11 protein-coding genes and 2 pseudogenes are annotated in these 14102 nt (G+C 68.5%); 4 read left to right on the top strand and 9 right to left on the bottom strand.

Annotated features, from left to right (window positions below; translation table 11 throughout):
* Positions 1-11: 11 nt before the first annotated feature.
* Both LPA45_RS03275 and phnY read left to right on the top strand, forming a co-directional pair.
* On the top strand, positions 12-1316 hold the full coding sequence (locus LPA45_RS03275; protein ID WP_116317294.1) for an MFS transporter: 1305 nt from the start codon (positions 12-14) through the stop codon (positions 1314-1316).
* A gap of 107 nt (positions 1317-1423) precedes the next feature.
* Positions 1424-2893 carry a phosphonoacetaldehyde dehydrogenase gene (gene phnY, locus LPA45_RS03280; RefSeq protein WP_116317295.1) on the top strand — a complete coding sequence of 490 codons (1470 nt, stop codon included), beginning with the start codon at positions 1424-1426 and terminating at the stop codon, positions 2891-2893.
* Between the two features lie 10 nt (positions 2894-2903).
* On the opposite strand, the gene LPA45_RS03285 is transcribed toward phnY, so the two are convergent.
* Both LPA45_RS03285 and LPA45_RS03290 read right to left on the bottom strand, forming a co-directional pair.
* Entirely contained in the window at positions 2904-3188 is a 285-nt protein-coding gene (locus tag LPA45_RS03285; RefSeq protein WP_116317296.1) for a hypothetical protein, read from the bottom strand.
* Positions 3189-3223: 35 nt separating this feature from the next.
* A pseudogene (locus tag LPA45_RS03290) lies at positions 3224-3514 on the bottom strand (LysR substrate-binding domain-containing protein); the annotation flags it as partial.
* Here LPA45_RS03290 and LPA45_RS03295 point away from each other — a divergent pair.
* Positions 3510-4256, top strand: a pseudogene (locus tag LPA45_RS03295) (hypothetical protein); the annotation flags it as partial. The pseudogenes LPA45_RS03290 and LPA45_RS03295 overlap by 5 nt on opposite strands.
* Before the next feature lie 49 nt (positions 4257-4305).
* Here LPA45_RS03295 and LPA45_RS03300 read toward each other — a convergent pair.
* From LPA45_RS03300 to phnA, 3 genes are all read right to left on the bottom strand, one after another.
* A complete protein-coding gene (locus LPA45_RS03300; RefSeq protein WP_116317297.1) occupies positions 4306-5310 on the bottom strand; it encodes a tripartite tricarboxylate transporter substrate binding protein in 1005 nt (334 codons plus the stop codon).
* Positions 5311-5372: 62 nt separating this feature from the next.
* Positions 5373-7037 (bottom strand): Na/Pi cotransporter family protein, encoded by a 1665-nt coding sequence (locus tag LPA45_RS03305; RefSeq protein ID WP_116317298.1) that lies wholly within the window; start codon positions 7035-7037, stop codon positions 5373-5375.
* A gap of 66 nt (positions 7038-7103) precedes the next feature.
* Positions 7104-8324, bottom strand: a complete 1221-nt coding sequence (gene phnA, locus LPA45_RS03310; protein ID WP_116317299.1) for a phosphonoacetate hydrolase — start codon at positions 8322-8324, stop codon at positions 7104-7106.
* 134 nt (positions 8325-8458) lie between these two features.
* Between phnA and LPA45_RS03315 the strand changes: the two genes are divergently transcribed.
* Positions 8459-9382, top strand: a complete 924-nt coding sequence (locus LPA45_RS03315; RefSeq protein WP_116317300.1) for a LysR substrate-binding domain-containing protein — start codon at positions 8459-8461, stop codon at positions 9380-9382.
* Between the two features lie 17 nt (positions 9383-9399).
* On the opposite strand, the gene LPA45_RS03320 is transcribed toward LPA45_RS03315, so the two are convergent.
* From LPA45_RS03320 to LPA45_RS03335, 4 genes are read right to left on the bottom strand one after another with little or no spacing between them, the layout of a single operon-like run.
* Positions 9400-10653: a CaiB/BaiF CoA-transferase family protein gene (locus LPA45_RS03320; RefSeq protein WP_116317301.1), complete on the bottom strand. Its 1254-nt coding sequence runs from the start codon at positions 10651-10653 to the stop codon at positions 9400-9402.
* Positions 10650-11648 (bottom strand): tripartite tricarboxylate transporter substrate binding protein, encoded by a 999-nt coding sequence (locus LPA45_RS03325; protein ID WP_116317302.1) that lies wholly within the window; start codon positions 11646-11648, stop codon positions 10650-10652. The genes LPA45_RS03320 and LPA45_RS03325 overlap by 4 nt, the downstream gene beginning before the upstream one ends.
* 30 nt (positions 11649-11678) lie before the next feature.
* Entirely contained in the window at positions 11679-12800 is a 1122-nt protein-coding gene (locus tag LPA45_RS03330; RefSeq protein ID WP_233527946.1) for a nitronate monooxygenase family protein, read from the bottom strand.
* Entirely contained in the window at positions 12797-14026 is a 1230-nt protein-coding gene (locus LPA45_RS03335; protein WP_367394885.1) for an acyl-CoA dehydrogenase family protein, read from the bottom strand. The genes LPA45_RS03330 and LPA45_RS03335 overlap by 4 nt, the downstream gene beginning before the upstream one ends.
* Positions 14027-14102 lie beyond the last annotated feature (76 nt).

Here is a 14102-nt window from a genome sequence, read left to right on the forward strand (position 1 = left end):
AGGAGACAAGAATGGAAACTGCCGATCGCATCCAGGTGGGGGCGTTCGTCGCCCCGGCGGCGCAATCGTTCCGGCGCGCACAGTGGCGCATGCTGCTGGCCGCGATGTTTTGCTACTTCTTCTTCTACACCGGCCGCCAGACCTTCGGCTTCGCCATCCCCGGCATCCAGCAGGAATTCGGTTTTTCCAAGGAAGCGCTGGGCTGGGCCTCCACCTGCCTGTTGTGGTGCTATGCGATCGGGCAGGCCATCAACGGCAACCTTGGCGACAAGTTCGGCGGGCGCCGCGTGATGACTGCCGGCGCGATCCTGTCGTGCGCGGCCAACTGGGTGGTCAGCTTTGCCGTGGGGTTCAAGAGCCTGGCGATTCCCTGGGGCATCAACGGCTACTTCCAGGCGCTAGGCTGGGCGCCGGGCAGCCGGCTGCTGTCGAACTGGTGGGGGGCCGGCGAGCGCGGCAAAGTCTATGGCTTCTACGTGTTCGCCGCGGGCTGCGCGTCGGTGCTGTCGTTCGTCACGTCGATCGTGGTGGTCAATATCCTGCACCTGGACTGGCGCTGGATCTTCCGGCTGCCGGTGCTGCTGATGCTGGTAGGCGGCATCACCTTCTACCTGATCGTGCGCGAACGTCCGGAAGACCTCGGCTACAGGTCGCCGGATACCGGCGTGGCCAAGGGCGAGGATGGCGGCCAGGGCACGCATGCCGGGACCGATGCCGATGAAAGTTCCTGGTCGCGCTACAAGGCCGTGCTGCGCAACCCGCGCCTGCTGATCGCCGGCCTGTCGATCGGCTTCCAGAATGCCGCGCGCTATGGCCTGATCGTCTGGGTGCCGGTGCACTTCCTGGGCAAGGACTGGAAGCATGCCGACAGCCTGATCGACCCGGCCTGGATCTCGGTGGCGCTGCCGGTGGGCATGGCCTTCGGCGCGCTGTCCAACGGCTGGATCTCCGACCGCCTGTTCGGCTCCAGCCGCAGCAAGGCCATCATGCTCTACATGGTGCTGGGCGCGATCGCGTCGATGGTCATGTACCAGCTGCCCACCGGCATGGGTGCGATCGTGGCGCTGTTCCTGGCCGGCTTCTTCGTCTACGGCCCGGCCTCGTCGTTCTGGGCGCTGTGCCCCGACCTGGTCGGCGCCAGGCGCGCCGGCACCGCGACCGGCATCCTGAACTTCTTTTCCTACCTGCTCGCCGGCCTGGGCGAGCCGCTGATCGGCCGCATGCTGGACCACTCCGGCAACACCTCGCTGGTGTTCCCGATCGTCGCGGCCAGCTGCGTGATCAGTGCCGTGATCGCGGCCTTTATTCGTCGCTGAACCTCCGTCGCTGAACCTCCGCCGCTGAACGAAGCGGCCGGCGCCGCGCCGGCGCCTGCCTTGTTTCCATCCTGAAGACACGCCCTGAATCCCGGGGCATCGACATCATGAACGCATCCCACGCCATCCCTGAAATCCGCCACGACATCCGCCACCACATCCGGCACGAAGCGCTGCGCATCGCCGGCGAAAAGATCTACCGCGAAGACGTGATCGAGGTGACCTACCCGTACACCGGCGAAGTCATTGCGACCGTGCCCAAGGCCACGCTGGACGACGTGCGCCGCGCCTACCGCATCGCGCGTGATTACCAGCCCACGCTGACGCGCTACGAGCGCTACAGGATCCTGATGCGCGCCGGCGAGATCATCGCCTCGCGGCTGGACGAGATCTCGCGCACCATCACGCTGGAGTCCGGGCTGTGCCGCAAGGATTCGCTGTATGAAGTGGGCCGCGCCTCTGACGTGCTGCTGTTCGCCGCCAACCAGGCGCTGGTCGACGACGGCCAGGTGTTCTCGTGCGACCTGACGCACCACGGCAAGAGCCGCAAGGTCTATACGCTGCGCGAACCCTTGCTGGGCGTGATCACCGCGATCACGCCGTTCAACCATCCGCTTAACCAGGTCATCCACAAGGTCGCGCCGGCGGTGGCCACCAACAACCGCATGGTGCTCAAGCCCAGCGAGAAGACGCCGCTGGCGGCCTTCATGCTGGCCGATATCCTGTACGAGGCCGGCCTGCCGCCGCAGATGCTGTCCGTCGTCACCGGCGACCCGCGCGAGATTGCCGACGAGATGCTGACGCACCCCGACGTCGACCTGGTGACCTTCACCGGCGGCGTGCCGATCGGCAAGTACATCGCGGCCACCGCCACCTACAAGCGCCAGGTGCTGGAACTGGGCGGCAACGACCCCATCATCGTGATGGAAGACGCCGACCTGGAAGAAGCCGCCACGCTCGCGGCCAGCGGCTCGTACAAGAACTCGGGCCAGCGCTGCACGGCGATCAAGCGCATGCTGGTGCATGAAGCCGTGGCCGACCGCTTTGTCGAGCTGCTGGTGCAGAAGACCGAAGCCGTCAATTATGGCGACCCGATGGACCCGAAGGTCGACATGGGCACCGTGATCGACGAGGCCGCCGCGATCCAGTTCGAGACCGTCGTCAATGAAGCCATCGCCGCCGGCGCGACGCTGCGCTACGGCAATATCCGCTGCGGCGCGCTGTACTCGCCCACGGTGCTGGACCACGTCGATCCTGGGATGACGGTGGCCAGACACGAAACCTTCGGGCCGGTGTCGCCGGTGATCCGCTTCAGGGATATCGACGAAGCGATCCACATCTCCAACGGCACCGCCTACGGCCTGTCGTCGTCGGTCTGCACCAACCGGCTCGACTACATCACGCGCTTCGTGCGCGAGCTGAAGGTTGGCAGCGTCAATGTGCGTGAAGTGCCCGGCTACCGGCTGGAACTGACGCCGTTCGGCGGCATCAAGGACTCCGGCCTGGGCTACAAGGAAGGCGTGCTGGAAGCGATGAAGAGCTTCTGCAATACCAAGACGTATTCGCTGCCCTGGTAAGCCCTTGCCTTCAGGCGTTCGAGACTGGTCGCAGCGTGCGGAAATGCGCGGCGACCAGCGCGGCGAATTCCTCGGCGATGGTCGAGGGCGACCAATGGCCTGAAAACGCCATGCGGACATCCACGCCGCAGCGCGGGGACAGCGGCACCACGCGCAACGCGTGCGCGAACACGTTGGCAACGTACTGGATGCCGATGCCGATGCCGATGCCGGTGCCCTGCGCGGCCATCGTGCAGATCGTGCCGGAATAGGTGGTCTCGATGGTGGCAGCGGGCTCGGCGCCGACGCGGCGCATGCTTCGCTCAGCGCCACTTGCAGCGGGTCGTCGGCATTGAGCGTGATCAGCGATTGCCCGGCGAGGTCGCGCACATGCAGCGACGTGCGGCGCGACAACGGATGGTCCGGATGCATGACACAGACCGCGTGGCTCCGGTGCATGATGCGCACGTTGAACTGGGGATGGTCCAGCGGGCTGGTGCTCAGCACCAGGTCGTACTGCCCGGTCAGCGATCCGTCGCGCAGCGCATGCGCGCCGACGGTCTGCACGTTCAGGTGGATATCGGCATGCCGGGCCGAAAACTGGCCGACCACCGCGGGCAGCACGCCCAGCCCCAGCGACATCGCCAGCGGCGAGTCGCGGCTGATCCTGAGCTACCAGGCGTTGCGCCAGTTCCATCCGCGCGCGTCGATGGACAAGGCGATCCAATGGGTCAGCCACATCGAGATCAATCCCGCCTCGTCGCGCGTGCTGCTGCTGCATCGCTGGACCGAGCGGGTCGAGGACGAGACCTGCTTCCTGCACCGGCTCGTCACGGTCAATCCGGACGGCAGCGACTTGCGGCTGCTGGAGTGCTCGGACCATCCGCTGCCCCAGCTCGCCGACGATTTCGATCCGAACGCGGTCGGCACCTTCGACTACGAGAAGTCCGAGTACCAGATCTCGCATCCGCTCTGGCGCGATGACGACACCATCATCGTGTGGGGTCCGCATGCGGGCAGCATCCACTACCACCTGTACCAGGACCGCGAGGAGGGCAAGCGCGGCGAGGTGCGCGTGGTCGGCGACGGCGTGCTGACCGAGAACGGGCATATGACGTTCTCGCCGGTGAATCCGCGCTGGCTGCTCAGCGACACCTATCCCGATGCGCAAACCAACGAGCGCACGCTGTTCCTGTACGACATGCAGCAGGGCATGCGCCACGACCTGGGACGCTTCTACACCAGCCCCGCGCTGAAGAAGGAGAACCGCTGCGACCTGCATCCGCGCTGGAGCCGCGATGGCCGGCGGGTGTGCATCGACTCCATCCACGAGTCGGAGCGCCAGCTCTACGTGATCGACGTGTCGCCGCTGGTTGCAGCGTGATGGCGCGGCGGGCGTGCCCGGACACCAGTCACGCCCGCGCTGCGGCGCGCTATTCCGCCTTCACATTGGCGCCGCGCACCACTTCGCCCCAGCGCTTGAGTTCCGCCGCGGTGAAGTCCTGGAATTGCTTGCCAGGCATGTAGCTGGGCAAGGCGCCATCGGCCTCCATTGCGGACCTGAGCTTCGGCTGGGCCAGCGCCTTGCCCACGGCGGCCTGCAGCTTCTCCAGCACGTCCGGTGGCGTCTTCGCCGGCGCCACGATGCCGGCCCATGAAGTGACCTCGAATCCCGCCAGCCCCGCCTCGGACAGCGTCGGCAATTGCGGCAACGCCGGCGAGCGCTGCCCCGACGTGACGGCAAGGCCCTTGAGCTTGCCGGACTTCACGTGCGGGATCATGGCGGGAATGGTCTCGATCGTCATGGTGACCTCGCCGCCCATCGCGGCCAGCATGGCCGGGCCGCCGCCCTTGTAGGCGACGTGGGTCAGGTCGACCTTGCCCATCGACTTGACCAGCTCGCCGCTGAGGTGGCCGGGCGAGCCGGAGCCCGCCGACGAGAAGAACACCTTGCCGGGATTGGCGCGCATGTAGGCGAGCAGTTCTGCGGACGTCTGCGCCGGCAGCGCCGGGTTGACCGCCACCACCAGCGGGTAGCGCGCGACCAGCGCCACCGGCTCGAAGCTCTTTATCGGGTCGAATGCCAGCTTGGGGTAGATCCAGGGATTGATGGCCTGGCTGCTCAGCGTCGCCATGAACAAGGTATAGCCGTCCGGCGCCGCCTGTGCGACATACTGCGCGGCGATGTTGCCTGCCGCGCCCGGGCGGTTCTCGACCACCACCTGCTGCCCGAGCGCATCCTGCATCTCCCTGGCCAGCAGCCGGGCCAGCTTGTCGGTCGAGCCGCCGGCGGCGAAGCCGACCACCAGGCTGACCGGGCGCGCGGGATAGCCGCCCTGCGCGTAGGCAGCGCAGCACGCGGTCGCGGCCACGCCGAAGACGGCCAGGGTTGTGCGGAGGCGCCGGAAAGGTTGCCGCTTGCGCTGGGTGGCTTGCATGTCTGTCTCCTGTGTGGACGTTTGTCGTCGTCGTTGTTTTCGTTGTTGTTTTCTTTATAGTTTCACGCCGCGCCTGGATTGCCGGCAACCAGCGCTGGAACATCTTCGTGCATCGTGCCGCGCAGCGCACCGGGCATGCTTACCGGCGCGGCGCACAGCAGGGCGTTCATCTGTGACAGCTCGCGCAGCGTATCGAGGTGCAGCGCGCTGGTCTCCACGCTGGCCGTGCGCCGCTGCGACACCCGGGCGAGGTGGCGGGCGGTGAAGCGTTCGGCGCGCGCCTGGAAGCGCGCGGCGCAGTCGTTGAGCAGCGCGTGGGCGGCGCGGTCGCCGGCGACGAACAGCGACATCCGGGTACGCAGGTTGGCCGCCAGCATGTCGCATAGCTCCAGCAGTTCGGCGCTGCCCTCGTCCGAGAAGCAATAGTTGCGGCGCAGCTTGCGCTGGTCCAGGTCGACCAGGGTCCGCTCGGCGATATCGCCCGCATATTCCAGGTTGATATTGAGCAGCATGATCTCGTCCCAGCGCATGGCGTCCTCCGCGCCGAGCTTGCCGGCATCGACGTCGGTCAGGTACATCTTGACCGACGAGTAGAGTTCGTCGACGCGGTCGTCCAGCGCGCAGCAGCGCGCGTTCGCGGCACGGTCGTTGGCGACGATCGCCAGCTTCATGCCGGCGAGCATGTCCTCGATGACGTCGCCGATGCGCACGACTTCGCGGGTGGCATTGCCCAGTGCCACCGACGGATGCTGCAGGTCGCCCTGGCTCAGGTAACGCGCGCCGCGCGACGCCGCCCCGGCGGGCGCATCGGGCAGCCATCGCGCGCACAGGGCGGCCACCGGTCTGACAAACCAGATCAGCGTTGCCGCCAGCGTCAGGTTGAAGGCCATGTGGAAGTCGATGGCCATGGTGGCGGCACTGCTGCCGATGCCCGCGAGCAGCGGCGGCACGGCGTCCAGCAGCGGCAGGAACACCAGCACCCCCGCGATGCGGAAGAGCAGGTTGGCAAGCGATACGCGCCTGGCCGCGGGCACGCTGGCGGAATTGGCCAGGCAGGCTATCAGGCCGCTGCCGAGATTGGCGCCAAGCACCAGCGGCAGCGCGGTCTCCGGCGCGATGACGCCACCCATCGCCAGCGTTGCGGTCAGCAGGACGGCGGCCAGGCTGGAGTACGCCAGCAGGGCCAGCAGTGCGCCGATCACCACCGCGAGCAGCGCGTCATGGCCGAGCGAGGTAAAGATGGCGCGCACAAGGTCGGCATGCAGCAGCGGTGCGGCGTAGAAGCGGATCAGCTGCAGGGCCAGCGTGATCAGCCCGAGTCCCACCACGACCTCGCCCGCGCGCCCGCGCAGGCTGGCCTTGCCGGACAGCCGCATGGCGATGCCGGTCACCAGCAGCAGCGGCGACAGCCACGAGATATCGACCGACAGCAGGCGCGCCATCATGCTGGTGCCGACATCGGCGCCGAGCACGATCGGCAGCGCCGCCGACAGCGACACCAGGCCCTCGGCGACGAAGGCGCTGGTCATCAGCGCCGTGGCGCTGCTGCTCTGGATCAGCGCGGTCACGCCCAGCCCGGCCGCGAAACCGCGCGCCGGGCTTGCGGTGCCCGCTGCCAGCACCAGCCGCAGCCGTGGCCCCAGCAGTTCCAGCATGCCGTGGCGCGTGACATGCGTGCCCCAGATCAGCAGGGCAACGCCGGACATCAGGGAAAGCAGGATCTGCATGGCGCCTCGCTGTGCCTGCGTGCTTCGGTGGGCGTGTTTCGGTGGGGGTATTTCAGTCGGCGTGGTTCAGTCGGCGCAATTCAGCGCCAGCCGCAGGATGTCGAAATTGCGCAGCCGCTGGCCGGCCGGCGCGCTCACCTTGCGGTTGAACAGCAGCGGCACCTTCTGCTCGGACAGGCCGCCGTGCGAACGCAGCGGCACGTCGAGGCCGCTCAGGTCATGGCGTGCCGGCGTGGTGCCGATCACGGTCAGGCGCTCGCTGACCACCACCAGGTCGCCGATGCGGTCGGCCGGCAGTTCAAAGCGCTCGCAGGCGGCGCGCTTGTCGAGCACCAGCTCGATGCCCGGCAGCGCGGCAATGGCTTCGTGCACCGCGCGCTGGTCGGCGCCCGCCGGCAGGTACACCGTGGCGTATGACCCCAGTGCGCCATGGTGGGCGACGTACGGGTCGGTGATCGGCAGCAGCACGCGCGTGGCTGCCGTGCCAAAGCGATCGTCCAGCAGTTGCTGCAGGTACAGGATGTTGGCCTTGCCGAGCGAATCGGTCTTGGCATTCATGCCATGGTCGGCGGTCACGCCGATGACCGCGCCGAGTGCGTCGAGCCGCTGCAGGTAGCTGTCCATCATCGCGTAGAACGCATTGGCGCCGGCCGTGCCGGGCGCGTGCTTGTGCTGGATGTAGTCGGTGGTGGACAGGTACATCAGGTCCGGCCGCTCGGTTTCGAGCAGGGCCACACCGGCGGCGAACACGAACTCGGACAGGTCCGCGCTGTAGACCGAAGGCAGCGGCATGCCGACGCGGGCCAGCACGTTGTCGATGCCGTTTTCCTCGACACTCGCCTGGTCGGCCTTCTCCGCCGAGAAGCAGATGCCCTGCAGGCCGTGGCCGAGCAGGGCGCGCAGCTTGTCCTTGGCCGTCACCACGGCGACCTTCGCGCCAGCCTTTGCCGCGGCGGCCAGCACCGTGGGCGCGCGCAGGTAGCGGGCGTCGTTCATCAGCACCTCTTCGCCGGATTCGGTGTCGTAGAAGAAGTTGCCGCAGATGCCGTGCACCGACGGCGGCACGCCGGTCACGATCGACAGGTTGTTGGGGTTGGTGAACGACGGCACCACGCAGTCGCCGGTCAGCACCGTGCCGCGTTGCGCCAGGCTGGCAAAGAAGGGCGCGACGCCGGCCTGCACGGCCAGGTTGATGTACTCCTGCTCGCAGCCGTCGATGCAGACGATCACGGTGGGGCGGGCGGGAAGCTGGTAGCGGTGTCCGTTGGCTTCGATGTGGGCGTTCATGGCGGGTCTCGTGGGAGGGAGTCGGTAAGCCGCCGCCGGATGCGGGGCGGCGCGTTTTCTTGAGACCATGCTAAGGTTTCCAATAAACTCACACAAACGAGTTTATTTCCCACAATCTGTCAGGAAATATCACAGTGCCGCATAAGCTACCTCCGCTCAACGCGCTGCGCATCTTCGAGGTTGCGGCCCGCGCCGGCAGCTTTTCCGCGGCGGCGCGCGAGCTGCACCTGACGCATGGCGCGGTCAGCCGCCAGATCGAGATCCTGGAGCAATGGCTGGGGCAGCCGCTGTTTATCCGCCAGGGGCAGCGCATGGTGCCGACGGTGCACGCGCAGGCCTTCGGGCGCGAGGTCAGCGCCGCTTTCGACCATCTCAGCGCGGCGTCGGAGCGCTATGGGCGCATCGCCACGCGCAAGGTGGTGCGCGTGAACGCGCCCGCCACCTTCGCCATGCGCTGGCTGATCCCGCGGCTCGATGATTTCCGCCAGCAGCAGCCGGAAGTCGATGTACGGGTGTCAACTGCCTTCAGCAACGAGGCCGGGTTCAACGGCACCTTTGACGTCGCCATCCGGCGCACGCTGGAGCGCGGCGAGCAGTTCGAGTCCGTGCCGATCTTTGCCGAATACCAGACCGTGATCGCCAGCCCCGCGTTGCTGGCGCAGGCGCCGGTGCGCGATGTCGAAGACCTGGCCGACAGCGTGCTGCTGTACACGGAGACGCGCCCCGGCAGCTGGGAATCGTGGCTGCAGCAGGCCGGCCATGCATCGCTGCGGCCGGTGCGCACGCTGCGCTTCGACCATTTCTTCGTCACGCTGCAGGCGGTGGTGGACAGCCTGGGCTTTGCCATCGGCACCTTCCCGACGCTGGCGGCGGATCTTGACGGCGCACGCATTGCCACGCCGTTCGACGCTATCCGCGCGCCGGGCAACACCTACCACGCGCTGGTGCCACGCGATGCCGACAAGCCGCTGCACCTGCGCGCGTTCGTGGAGTGGCTGGTGCAGCAGGGCGAAGCGCCGGCGGCGGACGCCGGGCGCAAGGGCCGCCGCCAGCGGTGAGCGGTCAGGTCACCGCTTCAGATCACCCCTGCCGCGCGCAACGCCTGCATCTCCTGCCGGGTCAGCCCGGCCGCGGCGTAGATCTCTTCGTTGTGCTCGCCGACTGACGGCCCGGTCCGGGGCACGGCGGGCTCGTACCCGGAGAAGCGCGGCACGTGGCACGGCGCGGGGACCGAGCCCAGGTCCGGATCAGGCAGGCGCACGATGGCCTCGCGCGCGCGGAAGTGCGGGTCTTCCAGGATGTCCTGGATGGTGAAGATCTTGCTGAACGGGATCTGTTGCGCCTCCAGCGCCGCCGCGACGGCATGGTAATCGTGCGCCGCGAACCAGGCGCCGATCGCGTCATCCAGCGTGTCGAGGTGCTGCACGCGCGCCGGATTGGTGGCGTAGCGCGGATCGTCCGCCAGTGCCGGCTGGCCGATGGCCGCGCACAGGCGCCGGAAGATCGGGTTGGACGACGCCACCATCGACACCCAATGGCCGTCGGCGGTCGCATACATGTTGGACGGCGCCGTGTAAGTGGCCCGGTTGCCCGCGCGCTGGCGCACCTGGCCGAGCTGCTCGTATTCCACCGCGAGCGGCTCCAGCAGGCGGAACAGCGCCTCGGTGGCGGAGAGGTCGATATCCCGGCCGCTATCCCGGCCGCTATCCCGGCCGGGGGCGGCGGGATCGCGCCTGCGCTCCGCCGCGGCGGTGGCGATGGCGAATGCGCCAAACAAGCCGGCCACCACGTCGCCGGCCGGATAGTTCATGTGCAGCGGCGGACCGCCCGGTTCGCCGGCAAGGTTGGTGAAGCCGCTCATCGCTTCGAACACGCGCGCGAAGCCGGCGCGCGACGCATACGGGCCGGTCTGGCCGAAGCCGGTCAGGCGCAGGATGATCAGGCGCGGGTTCGCTTCGCGCAAGGTCTGCGCGTCGAGGCCCCAGCGGTCGAGCGTGCCGGTGCGGAAGTTCTCGACCAGCACGTCGAATTCGGGCAGCAGCCTGAGGAACAGCGCGCGCCCCTGTGGCTGCCGCACGTCGAGCGAGATGCCGCGCTTGCCGCGATTGGCCACCTTCCAGTAGAGCGGCAGGCCGTCCTTGACCGGTGCCAGGCCGCGCAGCGGATCGCTGCCGTCGGGCAGTTCAAGCTTGACCACGTCGGCGCCCATGTCGGCGCACAGCGTGCAGGCCAGTGGCGCGGCCAGCACCGTGGCCATGTCGAGGATGCGCAGGCCGGCGAGGGGGCCCTCGGTCTTGCCGTTGCCGTTCACAAGCGAGGTCTGGTTCATGCGTCCACCTTGATGTCGCGGGCCTTGATCAATGCCGCCCAGCGCGTTGCCTCGGCCAGCAGCAACTGGTCGAACTGCCTGGCGTCGAGCGGGAGGATTTCCGCATCCAGCGCCGCCAGCCGGTTGCGCACGTCGGCGCTGCCCATCGCCGCCTGCAGCGCGGCGCCAAGGTAGTCGACGATGGCCGGCGCCGTGCGTGCGTGGACGGCCAGGCCGTACCAGGACTGCACCAGCGCGTCGGGATAACCCGCTTCGGCGATGGTCGGGACCTCCGGCAGCGAGCGCGTGCGCCGCGCGGCATTGACTGCGAGCGGCCGCACGCGTTTCGACTGGATCAGCGGCAGCACCAGGTTCTGCGACACCAGCGCGAACTGCAGCTGTCCGCGCCCAAGGTCCAGCACCGAAGGCGGCTGGCCCTTGTAGCCGACGTTGGTCACGCGCACGCCGGTGGCTTCGAAGAACAGCTCCTGCGCCAGGTGCAGCGAGCTGCCGGCGCCCGGCACCGGCACGTTGACGGCGCCGGGGCGCGCCTTGGCCCAGGCCGCGAACTCCTTCAGCGTCTTCACCGGGACGTCGTTATGCACCACGAACACCGACGGCACCGCGGCCACCGAGCCGATGGCGCGGAAGTTCTGCACGCGAATGCCGGAGTCCGGGTAGAGCGTCTGCGCCACCGCCAGCACCGGCGTGACGCCCAGCATCGTGTAGCCGTCCGCCGGCGCGCGGCTGGCGAACTCGACGCCGATGCGGCCATCGGCACCGGGCTTGTTCTCCACGACCACGCGCTGCGGCAGGTCGAGCGACATGCGGTCAAGCGCGGCGCGCAGGGTCACATCGACCACGCCGCCGGCCGGGTAGGGCACCACCGCGCGCAGCGGCCGCTCGGGGAAGTTGCCCGGGCCGGTGCCGGCGCGGGCCAGCGCTGGCAAGAGGCCGGGCGCGGCCATCATCAGGGCGGTCTGGAACGCAGTCCTTCCGAATGCTCGGCGATCCATGCTGTCTCCTCGTTCTCGTATCTGTCTGGTCTATTTGCCTGCGGGCGGCAGGTAAGGGCGCAGGCATTCGAGCGACTGGCGCGTCTGCCGCACCAGCCGGTCCATGATCCGCGCCACGGGCTCGACTTCCTTTACCCAGGCCACGCTCTGGCCCGCCGCCTCGTACATCAGCGGGGCGATCCCGTGCTCTTCCACTGCCGCCAGCAGCCGGCCGGTCAGGGCCTGCTGGTAAGGCATGTCGAGAGGCGCCGGGGCGTCGGCCGCCGCCCATGCATCGGAGAAGGCGCTGCGCACCACGCGGCAGGGCTTGCCGCTGTGCGCGCGCGTGATCACCGTGTCTTCGCTGCCGGCGGCCAGCAGCCGCTCGGTCAGCGCGGCCGGCAACCGGTGCTCGGCGCTGCCCAGCCACACGGTGCCGAGCCACGCGCCCTGCGCCCCCATTGCCAGCGCCGCGGCGATCTGGCTGCCTTCGCCGATGCCGCCGGCGGCAAGCACCGGGCGCCCCTCGGCGGCCGCGATGATCTGCGGCACCAGCGTGAAGGTGCCGATCGTGCCGGTATGCCCGCCGGCGTCATAGCCCTGCGCGACCAGCACGTCGACGCCGGCCGCAATGGCCTTGCGCGCATGCTTGACGGCGCCGACCAGCGCCATGGTGGTCTTGCCGGCACGGCGCACCCTGGCGATGGTGTCGGCCGGTGTGCCGACACCCGCCGCGAACACCTCCACCTCGCTCTCCGCCACGGCCGCGACCTGCTCCTCGAACAAGGCCTGCGAACGCACGTACTGCGAGAAGAAGTTGCCCGCCGTGGCCGGCGGTACGGCAAAGCGCTCGAACAGGCCGTCGACGAAGCGGCGATGTCCTTCGGGAATCGCGGCGCTCACGTCCTCGGGGGTGGAGACGCCCGGCAGCGTGGTGGGCAGCAGCAGGTCCACGCCCACCGGCACGTCGGGGCACAGCGCGCGCAGGTCGCGCAGCTTTTGCGCCAGTTCGTTGGGGCCGTCGCGTGCCGCGGCATACACGCCGAGCCCGCCGGCATTGGAAATGGCCGCGGCGACTTCGATGCTGTGCGCGAGCCCGAACACCGGGTAGCGGATGCCCAGCCGGCGGCACAGCGCGTTGGCCAGGCTCTGGTCGGCGGTGCTTGCCATCATTGCGCTCCGAACAGGTTTGGCTCGAAATCGAGGCAGGGGTGTTGCGGCATCGCCGACGCCGTTTTCATCACGTGCCGGCCGATCAGGTTCTTGTGGACCTCGCTGGTGCCTTCGCCGATCTGGTTCATCTTGGCGTCACGCAGGAAGCGCTCGATCGGATACGCATTCAGGTAGCCGTTGCCGCCCAGCAACTGCGCGCAGTCCACCACCACGCGCATGCACAGGTCGGTGCTGTGCATCTTGGCGATCGAGGCGTGGATCGAGGTCTCGGGGTCCTTGCGGTCGTAGCGCTGCGCCGAACTGTAGACCAGGCAGCGCGCGGCCTCGATGCGCGCGGCCATGTCGGCCAGCATCCACTGGATGCCCTGGTGCTCGCCCACCGCCTTGCCCGACACCTGCCGGTGCCCCGCGTATTGCGCGGCAATCTGCAGCGCACCGGTCATCCGCCCCAGCGCGATCGCGGCATGGCCGACGCGCGCGCGCACCAGCGTGTCCTGCGCCAGCGCCATGCCCTGTCCCTCTTCGCCGAGGCGATGCGAGACCGGCACGAACACATCGTCGAGGCGGACCTCGGCGATCGGCACGCCATGCCAGCCGAGCTTGGGAATGATCGGCGAGACGCTCAGCCCTTCCGCATCGCGCGGCACCAGGAACGCCGTCAGCCCCTTGCTGCCGCCGGGGCCATCGGCAAGCGAGGCCACCGCGACAAACATGTCAGCCACGTTGGCGCGGGTGATGAACTTCTTCACGCCGGACAGTCGATAACCGCCGGGGGGCCGGCTGGCGACGGTGCGCAGCCGCGCGAGGTCCGATCCCGCGCCAGGCTCGGTCAGCGCGAAGGCTGACTGCTTGCTGCCGTTGGCCAGCAGCGGCACCGTCTGCGCGCAAAGCTCCGCGGAACCGCCGGCGACGATCGGGCGCGACGACAGGTCGGTGCCGGTGACGATCGATGCCGCCGTGCTGCACGTCCGCGCAATCTCTTCGATGATCCTGACGCGCAGCAGCATCGAGGCGTCGGTGCCGCCGAGCGCGGTGGGAAACGCCGTGGCGATGACGCCGCTTTCCGCCAGCGTGCGGAAGGTGTCCCACGCGAATTCGTCGTCGCGGTTCACCGCGTTGGCCCTGGGCCCGATGGTGTCGCGGACCAGTGCCTGGACACGGGCCAGCATGTCGTTCTCCGCCGCATCGAGCGGCGCCAGCGGATGGTGTTCGGCGGACAGGGGCATGAGGCGCAATCTCCTTGGTGGTGGTGTGCGATTGCCTCTAAAGATAGAGAGGCGGTATCCTCGGATCAATGCCGGT

The sequence above is a fragment of the Cupriavidus sp. Agwp_2 genome (assembly GCF_040784895.1).
In the GTDB taxonomy this organism is placed as follows: Bacteria; Pseudomonadota; Gammaproteobacteria; order Burkholderiales; family Burkholderiaceae; genus Cupriavidus.

Excerpts from the sequence above, each read along its gene's own strand:
- LPA45_RS03320 (WP_116317301.1), bottom strand. The coding sequence starts at position 10,653 with ATGAACCAGACCTCGCTTGTGAACGGCAACGGCAAGACCGAGGGCCCC.
- LPA45_RS03335 (WP_367394885.1), bottom strand. The coding sequence starts at position 14,026 with ATGCCCCTGTCCGCCGAACACCATCCGCTGGCGCCGCTCGATGCGGCG.
- LPA45_RS03330 (WP_233527946.1), bottom strand. The coding sequence starts at position 12,800 with ATGATGGCAAGCACCGCCGACCAGAGCCTGGCCAACGCGCTGTGCCGC.
- phnA (WP_116317299.1), bottom strand. The coding sequence starts at position 8,324 with ATGAACGCCCACATCGAAGCCAACGGACACCGCTACCAGCTTCCCGCC.
- LPA45_RS03305 (WP_116317298.1), bottom strand. The coding sequence starts at position 7,037 with ATGCAGATCCTGCTTTCCCTGATGTCCGGCGTTGCCCTGCTGATCTGG.
- phnY (WP_116317295.1), top strand. The coding sequence starts at position 1,424 with ATGAACGCATCCCACGCCATCCCTGAAATCCGCCACGACATCCGCCAC.
- LPA45_RS03325 (WP_116317302.1), bottom strand. The coding sequence starts at position 11,648 with ATGGATCGCCGAGCATTCGGAAGGACTGCGTTCCAGACCGCCCTGATG.
- LPA45_RS03275 (WP_116317294.1), top strand. The coding sequence starts at position 12 with ATGGAAACTGCCGATCGCATCCAGGTGGGGGCGTTCGTCGCCCCGGCG.
- LPA45_RS03285 (WP_116317296.1), bottom strand. The coding sequence starts at position 3,188 with ATGCGCCGCGTCGGCGCCGAGCCCGCTGCCACCATCGAGACCACCTAT.
- LPA45_RS03300 (WP_116317297.1), bottom strand. The coding sequence starts at position 5,310 with ATGCAAGCCACCCAGCGCAAGCGGCAACCTTTCCGGCGCCTCCGCACA.